The 17,578-nt window shown below is 57.9% G+C and carries 13 protein-coding genes; 7 read left to right on the top strand and 6 right to left on the bottom strand.

Annotated elements, in window-relative coordinates:
* Position 1: 1 nt before the first annotated feature.
* Positions 2 to 3,040, top strand: coding sequence for a PVC-type heme-binding CxxCH protein (locus L1A08_RS02895; protein ID WP_238754006.1), 3,039 nt, complete (start codon positions 2 to 4; stop codon positions 3,038 to 3,040).
* Between the two features lie 62 nt (positions 3,041 to 3,102).
* Here the strand turns inward: L1A08_RS02895 and L1A08_RS02890 are convergent, their stop codons facing one another.
* On the bottom strand, positions 3,103 to 4,461 hold the full coding sequence (locus L1A08_RS02890; RefSeq protein WP_238754004.1) for a glycerate kinase type-2 family protein: 1,359 nt from the start codon (positions 4,459 to 4,461) through the stop codon (positions 3,103 to 3,105).
* A 278-nt stretch (positions 4,462 to 4,739) separates the two neighbouring features.
* Here L1A08_RS02890 and L1A08_RS02885 point away from each other — a divergent pair, with 278 nt between their 5' ends.
* Positions 4,740 to 5,567: a hypothetical protein gene (locus L1A08_RS02885; RefSeq protein WP_238754002.1), complete on the top strand. Its 828-nt coding sequence runs from the start codon at positions 4,740 to 4,742 to the stop codon at positions 5,565 to 5,567.
* Between the two features lie 370 nt (positions 5,568 to 5,937).
* Entirely contained in the window at positions 5,938 to 6,570 is a 633-nt protein-coding gene (locus L1A08_RS02880) for a response regulator transcription factor (RefSeq protein WP_238754001.1), read from the top strand.
* Positions 6,571 to 6,662: 92 nt separating this feature from the next.
* Here the strand turns inward: L1A08_RS02880 and ilvC are convergent, their stop codons facing one another.
* Positions 6,663 to 7,667 carry a ketol-acid reductoisomerase gene (gene ilvC, locus L1A08_RS02875; protein ID WP_261362704.1) on the bottom strand — a complete coding sequence of 335 codons (1,005 nt, stop codon included), beginning with the start codon at positions 7,665 to 7,667 and terminating at the stop codon, positions 6,663 to 6,665.
* Positions 7,668 to 7,743: 76 nt separating this feature from the next.
* Positions 7,744 to 8,268 carry an acetolactate synthase small subunit gene (ilvN, locus tag L1A08_RS02870; RefSeq protein WP_238753999.1) on the bottom strand — a complete coding sequence of 175 codons (525 nt, stop codon included), beginning with the start codon at positions 8,266 to 8,268 and terminating at the stop codon, positions 7,744 to 7,746.
* Positions 8,269 to 8,705: 437 nt separating this feature from the next.
* On the opposite strand from ilvN, the gene L1A08_RS02865 reads away from it, so the two are divergent.
* Together L1A08_RS02865 and L1A08_RS02860 are read left to right on the top strand one after the other, a co-directional pair.
* Positions 8,706 to 9,380, top strand: a complete 675-nt coding sequence (locus L1A08_RS02865) for an ABC transporter ATP-binding protein (RefSeq protein ID WP_238753990.1) — start codon at positions 8,706 to 8,708, stop codon at positions 9,378 to 9,380.
* 22 nt (positions 9,381 to 9,402) lie between these two features.
* On the top strand, positions 9,403 to 10,803 hold the full coding sequence (locus tag L1A08_RS02860; RefSeq protein WP_238753988.1) for an ABC transporter permease: 1,401 nt from the start codon (positions 9,403 to 9,405) through the stop codon (positions 10,801 to 10,803).
* A gap of 202 nt (positions 10,804 to 11,005) precedes the next feature.
* On the opposite strand, the gene L1A08_RS02855 is transcribed toward L1A08_RS02860, so the two are convergent.
* Both L1A08_RS02855 and L1A08_RS02850 read right to left on the bottom strand, forming a co-directional pair.
* Complete coding sequence (locus L1A08_RS02855) at positions 11,006 to 11,875, bottom strand: SMI1/KNR4 family protein (protein WP_238753986.1); 870 nt, start codon at positions 11,873 to 11,875, stop codon at positions 11,006 to 11,008.
* Positions 11,876 to 12,072: 197 nt separating this feature from the next.
* Positions 12,073 to 13,536: a tetratricopeptide repeat protein gene (locus tag L1A08_RS02850; RefSeq protein WP_238753984.1), complete on the bottom strand. Its 1,464-nt coding sequence runs from the start codon at positions 13,534 to 13,536 to the stop codon at positions 12,073 to 12,075.
* A 288-nt stretch (positions 13,537 to 13,824) separates the two neighbouring features.
* On the opposite strand from L1A08_RS02850, the gene L1A08_RS02845 reads away from it, so the two are divergent.
* Positions 13,825 to 14,958 carry a glycosyltransferase gene (locus L1A08_RS02845; RefSeq protein WP_238753982.1) on the top strand — a complete coding sequence of 378 codons (1,134 nt, stop codon included), beginning with the start codon at positions 13,825 to 13,827 and terminating at the stop codon, positions 14,956 to 14,958.
* Positions 14,959 to 14,999: 41 nt separating this feature from the next.
* Positions 15,000 to 16,979: an asparagine synthase (glutamine-hydrolyzing) gene (gene asnB, locus L1A08_RS02840; RefSeq protein ID WP_238753980.1), complete on the top strand. Its 1,980-nt coding sequence runs from the start codon at positions 15,000 to 15,002 to the stop codon at positions 16,977 to 16,979.
* Between the two features lie 21 nt (positions 16,980 to 17,000).
* On the opposite strand, the gene pgsA is transcribed toward asnB, so the two are convergent.
* Positions 17,001 to 17,570 carry a CDP-diacylglycerol--glycerol-3-phosphate 3-phosphatidyltransferase gene (pgsA, locus tag L1A08_RS02835; protein ID WP_238753977.1) on the bottom strand — a complete coding sequence of 190 codons (570 nt, stop codon included), beginning with the start codon at positions 17,568 to 17,570 and terminating at the stop codon, positions 17,001 to 17,003.
* Between the last annotated feature and the right edge of the window lie 8 nt (positions 17,571 to 17,578).

The following is a 17,578-nucleotide window of genomic DNA, read 5'->3' as shown; positions in this document are numbered from 1 at the left end:
GATGAACCACGCCCCCACCCTCATTGCGTCCCTCGTTCCCGTCCTTCTTTTTCATCTCCTTCTGCTTCCGGCCGCCAATGCCGGACCACTCGAGCCGGAAGCAGCTCTCAAGGAATTTGAACTCCAGGAGGGATACGAGATCTCTCTTGCCGCTTCCGAGCCGGCTGTGATCGATCCGGTTCATCTGACCTTCGACGAGCAGGGGCGGATGTGGGTCGTCGAGATGCGTGACTATCCCAACGGACCCGGGGACGGGGAAGAGCCGAAGAGCCGAATCAAGGTGCTGCGAGACCAGGACAGCGACGGCGTCTACGAGTCGGCGACCATCTTCGCGGACAATCTGTTGTTCGCCACCAGTCTACTGCCGTGGAAGAACGGCGTGATTGTCGCGCTCAGCGGCTCGGTCGAGTTCATGGGGGATACCGACGGCGATGACAAAGCCGACAGCCGTGAGGTCTGGCTGACGGGGTTCACGGAAGAGAATCCTCAGCTGAGGGCGAATCATCCTACTCTCGGACCAGACGGCTGGATCTATCTAGCGAACGGGATTCGCGGCGGAAAAGTGGAGGTCGCTCATCCCGACTGGCCGAAACTGAAAGAGCCCATCGATCTTCGCGGGAAAGATTTGCGGTTCAATCCGCACACAGGGGAATGTGAAGCGGTCGCCGGGAACGGGCAGTTCGGCATGAGCTTCGACGAGTTCGGTTATCGACTGATCTGCTCGAACCGCAATCCCTGCATGCAGGTGATGTTCGATTACTCCCATCTCGAACGGCAGCCCAAGTTGCGGATTTCATCGCTGATTCATGACGTCTCTCCTTCAGCCGCCGATTCCAAACTGGCTCCGCTGACAGGCAACTGGACCACGTCCAATCTGCATCAGGGGCAGTTCACCGCTGCCTGTGGTGTGTTGAGCGCTCAGACGGCGGCACTGGCCGGTCCGGCGAGCAAAACGGCCGCGGATGCCGGGGTAAAGAACACCTTTATTTACGCCTGCGATCCGACAGCCAATCTGGTGCATCGGGACGCGATCGAGTTCAGTGGCTCGACGCTCGCCGCTGAGAATCCGCATCAGGAGCATGAATTCCTCGCCAGCCGCGATGAATGGTTCCGCCCGGTCAACTGCAAGATCGGTCCGGATGGCTCGCTGTATGTCCTCGATATGTACCGGGCCGTGATCGAGCATCCGCAGTTCATGCCAGATGAGCTTAAACAACGTCCTGATCTCACACTTGGCAACGATCGAGGTCGCATCTGGAGGATCGTTCGCAAAGGCGTTAACGAGTCCGATTTTTCGCCGGAGACGGTGAACAGGGAGCAGATTCTGAGCTGGCTGAAGAGCGAGAATGACTGGGAGCAGCAGACCGCCTGGCGGCTGCTTGTGGCTGAGAAGGATCCTTCCGTCGCCGGAGAAGTTGCGAAGTGGATTGATGCGGAAACGAGTGCTCAGGCCATGAATTCGGCTCTGCAGGTGCTCGAACTGTTCGACAAGCTCAATGTGAAGCAGTTGCAGGCCGGGTTACGGCACGGCGATTCCCGGGTTCGGGTGCAACATCTGGCGGCCGTGTCTCGGCTCTCATCGAAAACACCGTTCGATCTCCGTGCGACTCTGCGAGACGATTTGCTGAACTGTCTTCGGGATCCGCGAGGTCCCGTCCGGTTCGAAGCCATGCTGGCTCTGCAGCGGATCGCTCCGCTCAAATCGAACGAATTGAGCGATGTTGTGAATGCCGTAGTCGAGCAGGGCGGAGATGAATGGGCCGTGCGGGCCGCTCTGTTACTTTGCGAAGAGAGCCAGTTGCCGGAGTTTCTTCAGTTCGCATTGCGGACATCGACAAAGAATTCCGAGGTCCGCCTCATCCTGCTGAAAGAATCGGCTGGACTGCTCGGAATCGTAAACGACTCTGCCGGAATCGATCGCCTGCTGGTTTCCCTGTTCGAGTCGAAGAACTCCACTTCAGTGGATGATCGGGCGACCGTTTTGATGGGACTTGGGGAAGGGCTTCGGTCGCGTGGGCAATCGTTGTGGAAGAAGCTGGAATCCGTCCGGACCAATGCAGCCGTGGACGGGAATCTGAAGGCGTTTGTCGAAACGCTGCTCACGCAGGCCAGGCCCGGGAGCGACGAAGGCGAACGACTGGCCGCCATTCAGATGTTCGAGTACTTGGGCGGAACAGAAATTCATACGTTGCTGTCTGATCTGATCTTCGATCAAACCGAGGCGATGAATCTGCGGACGGCAGCACTTCGTTCGCTCGACGGAGCAGGGTATCACATCTCGCAAGAGGAGTCTGAAGAGCTGATCTCACTCATCCGACAAGAGACGCCGCTGATGCGGCGGGAGCTGGTCGATTTCTGTCTCGGCGATACCAGCCGGACGATTGCCCTGCTGAAGACCGTGCAGTCAGGACAGCTCCGTTTTGGAGAGTTCGCTGCTGATCAGAGAACGCGGTTGAGTCGTTCTCGCGATGAGGAGATCCGGAAACTGTTCGGAGAACTTCAGGCTTCGCAGACGGTTGCGAGCCGCGAGTCGGTGCTGGTGGCTTATCGAGACGTGCTCACTTCCGCCACTCTCGATCGCCCGTCCGCCATTCGAGGCAAGGAACTGTTCAAGCAGCAGTGTTCGATCTGCCATCAAATTGGCGAGGAAGGGGTGCGCGTCGGACCAGATATCAGTGATACGCGGACCAAGCGTCCCGACGAACTCCTCGTATCAATCCTGGATCCGAACCGGGCCATCGACAACAACTATTTCAGCTACACGGCAGTTACGATCGACGGCAAGATCGCAACGGGAATCCTGGCTGAAGAAACCCCGCATTCGATCACGCTCAAACAGAGCAAGGGGACGTCACTGACGTTGTCTCGCGGCGACATCGAAGAGTTTGGCTCCAACGGAACGTCGTTCATGCCGCAGGAATTCGAGAAGCAGGTGAACCCGCAACAGATGGTCGACCTGATTTCGTTTCTCAAGAACTGGCGTTATCTGGCCGACTCGGTTCCGTTCGTCGATTCCACTGCCGCGCCCGCCGGGCAGTAAAGCAGATTCCGCGTTCTGACCGCCGTCGGCCAGAGAGGTCGCTCGACCGGATGGAAAGCAGTCTATGGCCATACCAGCGTGATGGTGAGATCCATCACGTTGGTATGTGTGGGGCCGACCCGGAGCAGTGAGTCGCAGCGGTCGAGGAGGTTGTAGGCATCGTGGCGACGGAGATGATCTTCAAGGCAGAGGCCGAGCCCGGTGGCGCGCTCGTGCACCTTGTAATCAGCGTAGCCACCTGCTGCGTCGGTGGGCCCATCCTCTCCATCGGTTCCACCCGCCAGAATCGTCAGACGGTCGGTAAACTCGGGATGTGATCGCATCGCCAGAGCGGCGGCGAGCGCGACTTCCTGGTTGCGTCCCCCTTTGCCGGGGGAGTCAACTCCTGCGAGTGAGACGGTCGTTTCTCCACCGTGAATGAAGCAAACCGGCTGATCGCCCGGGCTGGCTTGAGCGGCCTGTTCCACGAGTGTCTTGCCGAATTCAGCAGCGGGACCCTGATTGTCAGAGCCGCAGGTCTCTGCTCGGAAGCCAAGTTCGGTTGCTCTGGCGGCGGCGTGACTGATGGCCCGGCAGTTATTTCCGATCACAATATTGTCGACGGAAGGGGGTTCTTCGTTTCGTCGGCAGTCGTGACGCCCATTCGCCAGGTACTCTTCGACACGCGGCGGGATCTCGTCCGTGAGATACTTTCGAAGGACAACCAGTGCCGCCGTGGGGGAGCGAAACGTTTCGACGGTCGGACCGGACGCGATGGTTTCAAGCGGGTCACCGATCACATCCGAAATGATCAGCGTGATCACGTGCTGACCGCGACAGTGGCGAAGCAGCCCTCCACCCTTGAGCTGGGACAGGCAGGTTCGTACGAGATTAAGTTCTTCGATCGAGGCTCCACGCCTGCTGAGTCGCTGAGTCACCTCGATTTTGTCTTCCAGCGAGATCGCATCGACCGGAGCGGGCAGCAATGCGCTTCCTCCGCCGGAAAGCAGGACGAGGCAGAGGTCTTTCGGGTCTGCCTGTTCGATCAGCTCAATGATCTTCTGTGTGCCGAGGACTCCCTCGGGTCGGGGCTCGTTGATTCCCGCAGGTCGGGCGGCGTGTCGGACGATGGGAGAACCGCTGGACTCGCCCACACAGTCCGAAGGGACGTTCACCCAGCCACGGACTCGAGTCTTCAGAAACTCCTCCGGGAGACAGGCTTCGAGGCCGGAGACCATTCCCTGGCCCGCCTTGCCGGCGCCGACCACGATGAGATCGCGAAAGCTGTCGAGGGGAAATGTCTTCCCGGCAATCCGGAGAGAATCCCCATCGAAGGTGACCGTCTCTTCCATGAGCCTGCGCGAATCGATCGCTTCCACGCCGGCTCGCCAGATGCGAGTAGCCAGACTGCGACGTTCGTCGGCACTGATGAGTTGCGACACGTTTGAGGCTCCCTGTTGTCCAGATGAATTTCACGGGTGAAGCCGATTGTACTGATTAAGTAGTCCTCATGAGAACAGCGGTCGGCCCCGGCTCTGCGGTTCGTGACACTCACTGGGGTGGTTTTTGATGCGAATTCGCCGGTGAAAAAAGGTCGGCATTGCATTTTCCCGGGAGGCGGACCACATTATACCTCGCACTCAAAGGCGTCCTGTCACGTGAGTTTTGCTGACTCTCGCTCAATTGATCCAGATACGAGAAATCTCTGAAGGAACTCCGCATGTTGTTCTCCGGTCTGCGTCGGTCTGCTCGATTTGCTGTGATCGCAGCCATGCTGGTCCTGGGGACCCTCGCCAGTCCGGCGGCGGCCCAGGGGCTTGTCTGGAATCTGCCCGAATCCGGCACAGCCGTCCGCTACAGCGGAGACTATCGTCAGGTCACATTCCGGCCTCAGAGCGAGCAGGGCGATATTTCTCTGCAGTGGCGTCGCGTGCTTGAGATTCGCTGTCTGGACCGCGAATCGGCTGAGTTTCAGGGCGAGAATATTCCTTGTGTCTGGCTGGAGTACGAAGTGACGACTGGCCAGCAGGTTGATGGTGTTCTGGAAGCCGGCCCGGGAGGAACGCGAATCTACAAAGTTCTCGTGCCCGAATCGGCCATCAATGGCCTCGAGTTCTTCCAGGCCGATGTTCCCCATGCGTTCGTGCCCGTGGTAAAGGGCTTCCAGAAGATCGGCAATCGTGACGCCGAGCCGTTTGCTCTGCCGGTCCTGCAGGTCTTCCCGCTGCTGTCCCAGGTCCTGCTGAATGAACATCTGACGGTTGCTGGCGAAGAAACCGTGAATATCACGGCGGGTGAATACGATTGTCAGCGTGTCGACTGCCAGACGAACATCGAGGATCTCAGCTCCCGCGTGACCAACTTCTCTCAGGTCTGGATCTCCGACGCGATGCCTCTGGGAACGGTCCAGTGGAAGGTTCGGATCGATCGGGAGGTGAAGACCGAGGGGGACTCACGAGACGAATTCCAGAAGCGTTCGGAGATCACGATCGACATGCAGGCCGTCGAGATCCTGAGCGACGCGGTCTCCAAGCTCAATACCCAATGATTGACAGTCCCCAGTGATTAACAGTCCCTGAGGGACTCGCTCGACGTCGCTGTTTGCTTGCGCCAACAGCGGGTTTTCCACCCGCTTTGCTAGTTCGGCGCCTCGTGGCCACGCTGATCGGCTACGTTAATGTACATGTTTCCATTGCTGGTGGGCGTCAATTGGCGAACCTGAGACATATCCAGCCATGCACCGCTGGACGATGGAATTAATGGAGAATGACACATCTTCAAGCAACTCACATCTCAGGGTATCTCCATCTTTCATTCTGGAAGAAGTACGTACGATGATTCAAGCAAACAGCACTCGAAATCGGAGCCACTCCCGTTCGGCCTTTGAAAGCTTAAGTTCCACGAGTTCGGTGCGGCCTGTGGCGGTTCTTTTCCCGCAGCATCCGTTTGTCACCGAGGCTCTGCAGCGGGCATTCCAGGACGCATCGTGCGGGCTGGAGAATGCAGACTCCACGCAGGTCGAAGAGGCATTGCGGGAGTTCAGCGGGCGACGAGTTCTGGCCATTGTGGATCCTGCAGACAATTCCACGCAGACGCCGGAGCTACTGCAGCGTCTCTCAGAGCATCACGTTCCGTTCGTGCTCCTGAGTCGGAACTATAAGACGTCCTGGCTCAGCTGGGCCATTCGCTATCGGGCGAAAGGGTGTATCTCGCTGAACAACACCCCCGCCGAGATCGTTTCGATTGTCGAGAGTCTGCTCGATGGCCGCATCAAGCAGTACTGGGCCTTCGAAGTGCGGCGGCAACTCGACGCGACCGGTTCGTGCCTGAAGCTGAACTCCGACGCGATTGAGAATGTCCTGACACAACGGCAGCTCGAAGTCTTTATTCATCTTGCGGAAGGCAAGACGGTCAAAGAAGTCGCCTGCGAGATGAAACTGTCTCAGAAGTCGGTCGACAGTCACAAGTATCGCATCATGCAGCGGCTTCACCTGCACGATCGGGTGCATCTGTCCCGTCTGGCGATTCGAGAAGGTTACATCGACGCCTGAACGAAAAAAACTCCGCAGCTCTGATAGTCGGCTGCGGAGTTTTCGGTTGTTGGTATGTTCGAAGCTGTGAGACAGCAACGAACAAAGTCTGCTTAGACTTCCTTGGAATCGATCCAGCTCATCATGCGGCGAAGATCGCGGCCGACTGATTCGATCTGATGATCGCGTTCACGACGGCGAACCGACTTGAAGCCAGCCTGATTGGCCTTGTTCTCGAGGATCCATTCGCGAGCGAAGGCACCGGTCTGGATTTCGTTCAGAACCTTCTTCATCTCGGCTTTGGTTTCTTCGGTCACAATCCGAGGACCGCGTGTGTAGTCGCCGAACTCAGCGGTGTTGGAAACACTGTATCGCATGTAGTTCAGGCCGCCCTGATAGAACAGGTCGACGATCAGCTTGAGTTCGTGCATACATTCGAAGTAAGCCATTTCCGGCTGGTAGCCAGCTTCGACCAGCACTTCGAATCCAGCTTTGACGAGAGCGGAAACGCCGCCGCAGAGCACAACCTGTTCGCCGAACAGGTCGGTTTCGGTTTCTTCAGCGAAGGTCGTTTCGATCACACCACCGCGGGTACCGCCGATGCCCTTGGCGTATGCCAGAGCCAGTTGACGGGAGGTTTCCGAAGCGTTATCGCCCAGAGCGATCAGCGAAGGAACTCCGCCCCCTTTGACGTACTCGCTGCGAACCAGGTGACCGGGGCCCTTGGGAGCGACCAGAGCGGTATCAACACCTTCCGGCGGAGCGATCTGGCCGAAGTGAATGTTGAAACCGTGTGAGCACATCAGCAGGTTGCCCGGCTTCAGGCGGTCCTTGATCTGAGCGCGGAACACATCGCCCTGAACTTCGTCCGGCAGGAGAATGTTGATCAGATCGCCGGCATCGGTGGCTTCATCGACTGGCATCGGATCGAATCCGTGCTCGACGGCGAGATCGTAGTTCGGGCTCCCCTTGCGCTGTCCGATGACTACGTTGCAGCCGCTGTCACGCAGGTTCTGGGCCTGGGCGTGTCCCTGGCTGCCATAGCCGAGAATGGCGATGGTCTTGTCTTTCAGCAGGGAGAGATCGGCGTCCGCATCGTAATAAACTTTGATCGACATGTTGTGTGAGGCTTTCAGATACTGGAAGGAGAACGACGGTGGTGTCGAAAGTGAGATTTACAGGAGACGAATAATCCTAGACCGGTGTGCTGACAGGCTCGCGGTCACGCAGGGTTGCCAGCTCGATATTCTCGCGAGTCAGAGCAATCCGGCCGGTGCGAACCAGCTCGATGATGCCAAACGGACGCATGACATCGATAAAGGCCGCGATCTTCGATTCCGGCCCCGAAATTTCGATCATCACCTGGTGCGGTTGCACGTCGACGATCTTTCCGCGGAAGATTTCGACCAGCTCTTTGACCTGGGTCATGGAGGTCCCTTCCGTGCGGACCTTGATGAGCATCAGGTCGCGTTCGACGTAGTTTCGCTTGGAGAAATCGATCACCTGGACCACGGTGACAATTTTCTCGAGCTGCTTACGGACCTGGTCGAGGACGCGATCATCACCGCTTACGACAAAGGTCATCCGCGAAAACTCAGGGATATCGGTTTCGCCGACAGCCAGACTTTCGATGTTGAATGCTCGCGAAGCCAGCATTCCGGAAATGTGCGCCAAGACGCCGGGCTGGTTCATCACCAGAGCCGATAACACATGTTTCATAGGAAATCTCGTCCGAATTCAGAGGGGAGCGACGGTCCGCATCACTCCGATTGCCTGGGAGAGCAGAGACCGGGAGCGTACATCGCCCCTCGTGATCTCGCTACAGATGCCAATGGCTGTCAGGACACAGCGAAAGCAATTCGGGCTCAGTCTAACCATTGGAAAAACGATTCTCAACTGGCCGATCAGCCGCCCGCTGTCGAAAACCGGTATTTCGTCCGGGCAGGCAGCCCAAATTGCACGAGTTTTCCACGGAAGGCTTGAACTTCCCGGTCAAATCGACGTGTGCCGATTCGAGGCGGCTCTAAAATTGTCTCGAGAATGAGCGAACTGCCAACGCATCGGACGTTTCCGGCGTAGACCTCGATAACTGAACCTGATTCGATATGATGCTCAGCCGGACCAGCTGATTCGCGTTTCAACCCCCGAGGCCCCGCATGTCGCTCAAACTGATCTCGATTCACAAAAGCTACCGGGAACCGAACGGCGAGAAACTGCCCGTCCTCGACGTGCCAGAGTTTGAGCTGAAAACCGGCGAACAGGCCGCCCTGGTCGGCTCCAGTGGGGGCGGGAAGACCACGCTTCTCAATATTATCTCCGGCATCACCACGCCCGATTCGGGTCAGGTTCTGATTGATAACGTCGAGATCACCCGCCTGCCAGAAGCCGCTCGGGATCGCTTTCGAGCCGAACGAATCGGTTTCGTCTATCAGACTTTCAACCTCCTGCCCGCCTTCACGGCTTTCGAGAATGTCCTGCTGGGAATGAGCTTCGCCCGCGGGCGAGCCGATCGTAAGCATGCGAAAGATCTGCTGGAAAAGGTGGGCCTGGGACATCGCCTGACCCATCGTCCGGGACAGCTTTCCGTCGGCGAGCAACAGCGGGTCTCGATCGCCCGGGCGCTGGCCAATCGACCGAATCTGATGCTGGCCGATGAACCGACCGCGAGTGTCGACCCCGCCAACCAGAATAAGATTCTGGACCTCATTCAGCAGATGTGCCGCGAACACAACGTCTCGCTGCTGCTCGTCACGCATGCTCCCGAAATTGCTGAGCGGTTCGATCGCGTGGTTCAACTGGCCGATTTCAACCAGGTTCTGCAGAAGACGTAGTTCGACACCGTCGACCTGCTTCATGTTCCTTCCTTCTGTCTACGGTTTGCCTGCTCCCATGAATCTGTTTTCCATCGCTCTGAAAAGTATCCGCCAGCGACTTCTGGCCTCTTCGCTTACGGCTTTGAGCGTCGCGCTGGGTGTGGCGTTGATGATCGCCGTCCTCGTGGCCAACAAGATCGTGACGCAATCCTTCGACCTGCAGCGGATCGGCTACGATCTGGTGGTTGGTCCGAAAGGCAGCGAGCTGGATCTGGTGCTGAACACGATCTTCCGCATCTCTCCTCCGATCGAGAACCTCCCCTGGCGATACTATGAAGAACTGAAAGAGAACAAGCACATCGGCGTGGCCATTCCGATTGCCCTGGGAGACTCGACGGAAGAGGGCGGCTTCCCGATTCTTGGCACGACGGTCGAGTACTTCGGCGTTGAGTATGCCGAAGGCAGGAAATTCCGTACGAGTCACGAATGGCCCCGCGGCAAATGGGAGTCCGTGGTCGGAGCGACCGTGGCACGCGTCAACGGTTGGAGCGTTGGCGACGAATTCCGAATGGTTCACGCCGGCCAGGATGATCACGTCCATGACGAACGATTTACAATCGTGGGGATTCTCGAGCCGACAGGCACGCCGAACGACCGCACGGTCTTCGTGAACCTGTCCGGATTCTTCGCGATCTCCGGCCATGAGAAGCCGGTTGAAGAAGCGATCGCTCGCGAGGCGGAATTTTTCGGAGAAACCGTTGAGCAGGTTCGAGAGCACCATGCCGATGACCTGAAAGAAATGGCGGCTCACGCCCATCACGATCATTCGGGCCACGACCATGCCCATCACGATCATCCGACGCCGGACCTGCAGAAGGAAGTCACGGCAATTCTGGTGCGAATGAAAGAAGACCCCAAGCGGCCGACGCTGGCTCAGTCGCGAGCGATTGAATTCTCCGCCCAGTTGCGGGAAGGCTTTAAGGCCCAGGCCGTCAATCCGATCCGTCCGATGCAACGGCTGATGAACAACCTCGTGGGCAATGTGCGGATCCTTCTCTTGTATCTGACCGGGATCATTATTGTGGTCTCCGGGATCAGCATCTTCGTGAGCATCTACAATTCGATGTCCGAGCGGAAGCGGGAAATCGCAATCATGCGAGCACTCGGAGCGGACCGGATGCAGGTCTTCTCAATCATTCTGACAGAGTCGTTGATTCTCTGTCTGATTGGAGGCATCGCCGGCATTCTGCTGGGACATGGACTGATCATCGCCGCCGCTCCCATCGTCACGGCTCGGACGGGACTCGTGATCGACCCGCTGATCTTCGATCCGCTCGAACTGACGCTCATTCCCATCATGATTCTGCTGGCCGCCCTCGTCGGCTTCATCCCCGGCCTCACAGCCTACCGAACGGACGTCGCAGAGAACCTGACAAGCTAGCCATTACGGCCGCCGCCCCATCGGGCAGGCTCCCGTCCGCAGTTCGGACTCCATCGTAACGGCGGCATCCTGCCGCCGAAGGGACGGCTTGGGGAGGGGTTGTGCGGGATCTGTCCCAATACTTCGATGCGGTACATCCAGTGGCGATTCGCCCCAAACGCCGTAGTCGAACACATTCGTCGGCGAGATGCCGCCGCTATTCTTACCCGAGCAGTTGTTGACGAATCTGCTTCAACAGGTCCCGATTGTTCGATTCGAACGTAGCATACACGGGAACGCCGTCGGCTTCTTCGTTGTCCCATTCGTCCTCGTCGGAAACTCGTACGGAGGTGGCACTCTCAATCCCGTCTGCGTCGACCGGATACAGGTGAAGAAACCACGTGTTAGCCGGGGCGGGGCGGCAGCGTTGAACGGTCGACATTGTCGCATCGAGCGGCTCGGGAATGAAGATCCGCTCGTAACGCTCTTCCTCGCCGGTTAGCTCGTGGACGTAGAGCACCAGACGACCCTCTTTTCGACCAAGGACCTGTTCCAGCCGAACGAGCAGGTGAGAGTCCGCGGCAAGGTCGATCGTCTGGCGTGCAATCACGTCATCAAGTGTCTCAGTCTCGCTCCATGCGAACAGCGGAGCGTCTTCACGAGTGGTCCGTTCGTTGATGAAGTCCTCAAAAGTGTCGGCAATGACACAAGCTTCACCCGGATCCGAGGTGTACTCGAGGACAACCGGCTCGGAACGCGGTCCACTCTCGTTGAAGTCGATGAGGAACCGTCCTCCAAGATGCTCGTCGCAGCCGAACCAGAAAACCAGGCTGCGGTTGTAGTCGTCGCATCCTTCTTCGAGTTCGTGATCGGCGAACTCCCAGAACTCCGCATCGGGAGGGAGGATCTCATCCAACCGGTTGATTCTTAGATCCTTACCTCGCATAACAAGGCCGCCGTTCTGTTCCAGCAGGGCCCGTCTCAGCAATGATGGGATGGTAACCCCATGGGCATTTTCCCAATCAGCGAGTTCTTCCTCGGTGACGCCGGCATCCTTGAAGCAATCCAGCCAGAACTCCGATGCACCCGTCATGAAGCGACCTTTAGAAAGCGACTGGCCCGAAGAGTGCGCCTGGGCGCACCGGCAATGTCCATGGGACGCAGCTCTGTAGACTCACTTTGAAATGCAACTGCTCTCACGTTCCCGTAGTTTGCAGCTCATTCATCCCACAAAAAAACGGCAGCCCGCTAACAGGCTGCCGTCGTTGGTTTCAGATTGCTGCGGGCAGTTTAGAACTGCTGCAGTTCAAACTGAGCAGCCCGGTAAGCGGACAGATGGCTGACGCCAGTCTTGAGCGCTTCTTGGAAGTAAGGAACCGCAGAATCGCGGCCGGTCAGGTTCGTGGTCCGCAGACCGATGAAGTAGTTGCCTTCACATTTCTGAGCGGCAGCGGCCTGTGGGTCTTCCGGATTGACCTTGGACAGGAGCAATTCTCCATCGATCTTACCCATCAGGTACAGAGTGGCCAGGTCGATCCAGTCCCGTTCGGTTTCCGGCTTGGCGACTGTACCGGCGAAGCGGTTGTTGGCATCCTGAGCACGGCCGGACAGGACCATCGATGCGTAGATCCACGGATCGAGGAATCGCAGGCGACCGTTGATGTTGATGGCTTCATCAAACTGCTTGAAGGCCATGTCGTACTGCTTCAGGAAGAAGTAAGCGAAGCCGAGATCGGCGTGAGCCATCGGGTTCTTCGGGAACAGTTCGATTGCCTTCTGGTAGTCGGTGATCGCATCTTTCGAATTCCCCTGACGCAGCAGAGCGTTGGCTCGCAGTGCGTAGACAGCAGGGTTTTCAGGCTGCAGGGCGATCGCGTTGCTGAAACTCTGCTGAGCTTCCACGGCTTTTCCGGCTTCCGCCAGCATGTAGCCCAGGTTGATGTGAGCGACGAAGAACTTCGGCTCCAGTTCGACAGCCTTTCGAAAGTCGGTCACGGCCTGGTCTTTGTTGCCGAGGTCCTTGTGGAACATACCGCGGTTGTTGTAGCCGATCGGGTGCTCGGGGAAGGTGGTGACGAACTGATTGAACGTCGCCAGAGCTTCATCGTTGTTGCCGGACATCGCGTAAGCGTCTGCCAGAGCGGTCATCGAAGCCATGTGCTTCGGCTCGAGATTGATGGCAGCTTTGAAGTCCGCCGCTCCGCCATCGATCGTTTCGTCGACCTGCAACTTGGCCAGACCGCGCTGGTAAAGAATGCTCGCGCGGTGCTGCGGAGTCATCTCGAGCCGTTCGAGAATCTGATTGGCGACGTTAATCGAAGCCTGGGCGTGCTCATCACGCTCTTCGATCAGCGACAGGTTCGTCATGCCGTAAAGGTACGGCAGGTAATATTCGGGCTTCTTGGACTGCGAGGCTTCGATGGAAGCACGGGCATCGGCGACGCCGTCGCGAATCATCGCCGCGTTGCCGGTATCGATGCCGAGTTCGACCCGAGCGCTGGCTCGCAGGAACAGGGCACGGTCCTGGTTAGGGCTCGACTTCAGGACTTCGTTGGCCAGAGAGATCGTTTGATCGTACTTGCGACCATCGTAGGCAGCCTGAGCCGTATCGAGTGATTTAACCTGCTCCTGGGAGAGGCTCACCGACTGGGCGGAAACGCCTTGAGCATACACAGCAGGGGCAACGATGAGCGCCGAGAGTGCCGTCGCCAGACCGGACTTTCTCAAAAGCGACTTGAAACCTTGAATCTTCACTTTCATCCCTTCCCTGGAATAAAGATCAATCGGCCGGATCCACGGCTCGGTTCGAAATCGCCTGATGCACTTTCGAGCGAAACCACTTTTCCCCACAACGATTCCACGTTGGTGACCGCCGGGAGCTGATAACCGATTGCATGTTGATCAGGACACTATATTGCGTCAATGTCAGATTTTAGAAAAATCGGCATAACACGGCGTTTCCCCGCACTTTGTTTTTCCGATATATTCGGACTTTTCGCACAGGGTCGCTGCCCTTTCTGCTGCACAAGAAATTTCGTCAAATTGAGCTCAAGTTCCCACCGAATTCTGTACGTCCTTCCCACTCTCGATCAGTCTGGAGCCGAGAAGCAACTCACGCTCCTGGCGACCGGTCTGGCTGCGGAAGGACACGAGATTCACGTGGTCGCCCTCAACCGGGGCGGCTATTTCGAAGAACAGCTCAAAGTCGCCGGGATTTCGGTCACTGTTCTCAATAAGCGGTTGCGGGTCGATCCGGTGACCCATGGGCGATTGCGACAGGTGATCCGTCGGTTTCGACCGGACATCGTGCACAGCTGGCTCTTTTCCGCCAACACGCATGTGCGGATGCTGCATTCCCGCCGCTCGACGTGGAAATGCGTTGTCGCTGAGCGTTGCGTCGATTCCTGGAAGGCCTCGTGGCAGCTGTTTCTGGATCGTCGTCTGAAAACATCGATGGATGCGATGGTCGTCAATTCGGAAAGTGTGGCCGAGTTCTACCGCGAGCTTGGCGTGGCCGACTCTCTGATTCGCGTCATCCGAAACGGGGTAGGAAAAGGCGGAAGCACACCGGCTGACGATTCCGCTCGAACCGCATGGCGAGATCAGCTCGCGATTCCCAAAGAGGCGTTCGTCGTCGGCTCGATTGGTCGGCTTGCCCGGCAGAAGCGGTTGGAAAGCCTTCTCTGGGCAATGCATCTGGCCAATATGGCCGAGCCTGATGTGCAGGGCGTGTTCGCCGGCGTCGGTCCGGAACGGGAACATCTGCTCGAGCTCGCCGACAAGTACGACATCGCACACTGCGTGAAGTTTCCCGGGCATCAGGAGGACTCCGATGAGTTTCTTGCCGGGATCGATGCGTTCTGGCTGGCAAGCGAGTTCGAGGGGCAGTCGAACAGCCTCATGGAAGCGATGGCGGCTGGTCTGCCGGTGATCGTCTCCGATATCCCCGCCAATCGGGAACTCGTGACTCACAACGAAACCGGGATCGTCGTGCCTCTCGGCGACAGTGCCGCGTTTGCGACGGCTCTGCGGCAACTCAAGCTGGATCGCGAACTGGCCGAGCGACTCGGGTCCGCGGCCCGTCAGAAGATGCTCGATGAATTCTCGGTTCAGGCCATGATCGACCAGCATCGCTCGCTCTACAATGAATTGCTCGTGGACCGCCGGGACCCGTAGGCATCGACGCTTTTAGCGCCCCCCGGCACGAAAGACCAACCATGTGCGGCATCTGCGGAGCGATCTGGACCAGCAACGGACAGGCCGTCTCGCGCGAGCAGCTTTCGCAGATGACAGCCGCGATCACTCACCGCGGGCCGGATGCCGACGGTCTGCATCAGGAGCAGACGGCGACCGGCGGCATAGCACTGGGACATCGCCGGCTCTCGATCATCGACATTGCCTGCGGTCAGCAGCCGATGTGGAATGAAGACGAGTCGGTCGGCGTCATCTTCAACGGCGAGATCTACAACTACCGCGAACTCCGTGAAACGCTGCTCAGCCAGGGACACCGGTTTCATTCCGACAGCGATACCGAAGTGCTCGTCCACCTCTACGAAGAGCACGGCACGGCCATGGTGCATCACCTGCGGGGGATGTTTGTATTCGCCATCTGGGATCGTCCTCGATCGCGAGTGATGCTGGCACGGGACCGTTTCGGGCAGAAGCCGCTTGTTTACCGGCAGGAAGCGGGCCGGTTGCTGTTTGCCAGTGAGATGAAAGCCATCCTGCAGCTGCCGGGCGTTCCGCGCGAAGTCGATCCGGAATCTCTTAATCATTACCTCACCTGGCAGTACGTTCCGGCTCCTCGTTCGATCCTCAAAGGTTTCAACAAGCTGCTACCGGGACATCTGGCGGTCTGGTCGAATGACGATCTCTCGGTGGAGCAGTACTGGTCTCCGTTGTCGATGCGTGATCCCGCGCCAGAACGTCAGGTTCTGCGGGACAGCTACCGGAAATTCACGCCGGAGCAGGCTCAACAGAAGTTGAAGGAGACCCTGTCGGAAGCGGTCCGGCTGCGACTTCGCAGTGATGTTCCGCTGGGAGCCTTTCTTTCGGGCGGGATCGATTCCACATTGATTACCGGCCTGATGCAGCGGGAACTCGATCGACCCGTGGAAACGTTCTCGATTGGCTTCGACGTCCCGGACTTCGACGAGCGTTCTTATGCCCGCATGGCCGCGAAACATCTCGGCACGAATCATCACGAGAAAGTCGTCTCCCCTTCTGCGGTGGATTCGCTTCCTTCGCTGGTCTGGCAGTACGAAGAGCCATTCGCGGACAATTCCGCGATTCCCACGATGGCCCTCTGCCAGTTCACACGCGAAGCCGTCACGGTTGCGTTAACCGGCGATGGAGGCGACGAACTCTTCATGGGCTATGATCGCTATCGAGCGGTCCAGCTCGGAGAACGTCTCGATGCGCTCCCGCTCCCGTTGCGGATGCTGATTAAGAATCCGCTCTGGCGAAAGATGCCGGCTTCGATCCGCCAGAAGAGTTTTACGCGACGACTCAAGCGATTTCTGACGACAGCCGCCCTCGATCCCCGCCGACGTTACATGACGTGGATCTGCTATTTTGATCCGCAGCGACGGAACGCACTCTACTCCGGCGATTTTGCGTCCTCACTGCCGGGGGCAACGCCGGAAGACTGGATGGATCAGCTGTACGATTTGACCGAGCCAATCGATCTTGTCTCGCAGACCGCGGGGGTTGATCAGATTTCGTATCTGCCGAACGACATTCTGACCAAGGTCGATATCGCCAGCATGTCGGTCGGTCTGGAGTGTCGCAGTCCGTTTCTCGATCAGCATGTCGCCGACCTTGCCTGCGCGTTACCTGTCGACTTCAAACTGCAGGGCCGGACTGGGAAGCGGATTCTGCGGGAGACGTTCGGCGATCTCATCCCGGAGCCGATTCTGCAGCGAGCCAAAATGGGCTTCGGCGTGCCGGTTGATCACTGGTTCCGCGAGGAACTCAAACCGCTGTTGTACGACATTCTGCTCAGTCAGCGGGCGATCGATCGCGGCTACTTCAACGAACAGGGAATTCGCAACCTGGTGGAGCAGCACGTGAGCGGGCAGTTTGATCACAGCACCCGACTCTGGTCTCTTCTCGTGCTCGAAGTCTGGCATCGCATCTTCATCGACGCGACAACCGTTCCAGGACGTATGACGGAAACTGACGTTCGCCGACTCTGATGCATCTACACGCGCCTTTTTTCAGATTGCGTCGCTGGAATGCTTCTCGCGATACAGCTTCACGCCACGGAACGTGTATTCGATTCCGCTGTAAATGGTGATGGCAACTGTGGCCCAGATGAGCCCGTCACGAATCAGCAGGAACGTGCCGGAGTCCGCGAGCGATGGTAGCAGACTGAGCATGCTGGCCGGAATCGCGGCTGACTGCAGAACCATTTTGAGCTTGCCGCTCATCTTGGCCGAGAAGTCGATCCCTTCCTGCTCGAAGAATCCGCGGAGACTCGTAATGTAAATCTCACGGACGACGATGATCAATGTGATCCAGGCATTGATGCCGGAATCTGCGATCTGCTGCAGAAAAATGAACGAGCCGCAGATGATGATCTTGTCGACCATTGGATCGAGAATGCGACCGAAGACCGTCACAAGATTGTATTTGCGGGCGAGGTAACCATCGAGAGCATCGGTGGCGACGGCGATGACGAAGACGACGGTCGTGGCAATCCACCAGTCGGTCAGCTGAATCATCGCAAAGACGACGAATGCGAGGGCGAGGCGCGTCAGGCAGACAAGATTGGGGGAATTCAGCATGGGTGTCG

Origin of the sequence: Rubinisphaera margarita (assembly GCF_022267515.1) — a bacterium.
In the GTDB taxonomy this organism is placed as follows: domain Bacteria; phylum Planctomycetota; class Planctomycetia; order Planctomycetales; family Planctomycetaceae; genus Rubinisphaera; species Rubinisphaera margarita.
The sequence above is the reverse complement of the archived record's forward strand: the minus strand, read 5'-3'. Positions and strand labels throughout refer to the sequence as shown.

Bases quoted from the DNA above. Each gene is read 5' to 3' on its own strand.
- L1A08_RS02895 (WP_238754006.1), top strand. From the start codon at position 2: ATGAACCACGCCCCCACCCTCATTGCGTCCCTCGTTCCCGTCCTTCTT.
- L1A08_RS02885 (WP_238754002.1), top strand. From the start codon at position 4,740: ATGTTGTTCTCCGGTCTGCGTCGGTCTGCTCGATTTGCTGTGATCGCA.
- ilvC (WP_261362704.1), bottom strand. From the start codon at position 7,667: ATGTCGATCAAAGTTTATTACGATGCGGACGCCGATCTCTCCCTGCTG.
- ilvN (WP_238753999.1), bottom strand. From the start codon at position 8,268: ATGAAACATGTGTTATCGGCTCTGGTGATGAACCAGCCCGGCGTCTTG.
- L1A08_RS02865 (WP_238753990.1), top strand. From the start codon at position 8,706: ATGTCGCTCAAACTGATCTCGATTCACAAAAGCTACCGGGAACCGAAC.
- L1A08_RS02860 (WP_238753988.1), top strand. From the start codon at position 9,403: ATGTTCCTTCCTTCTGTCTACGGTTTGCCTGCTCCCATGAATCTGTTT.
- L1A08_RS02855 (WP_238753986.1), bottom strand. From the start codon at position 11,875: ATGACGGGTGCATCGGAGTTCTGGCTGGATTGCTTCAAGGATGCCGGC.
- asnB (WP_238753980.1), top strand. From the start codon at position 15,000: ATGTGCGGCATCTGCGGAGCGATCTGGACCAGCAACGGACAGGCCGTC.
- pgsA (WP_238753977.1), bottom strand. From the start codon at position 17,570: ATGCTGAATTCCCCCAATCTTGTCTGCCTGACGCGCCTCGCCCTCGCA.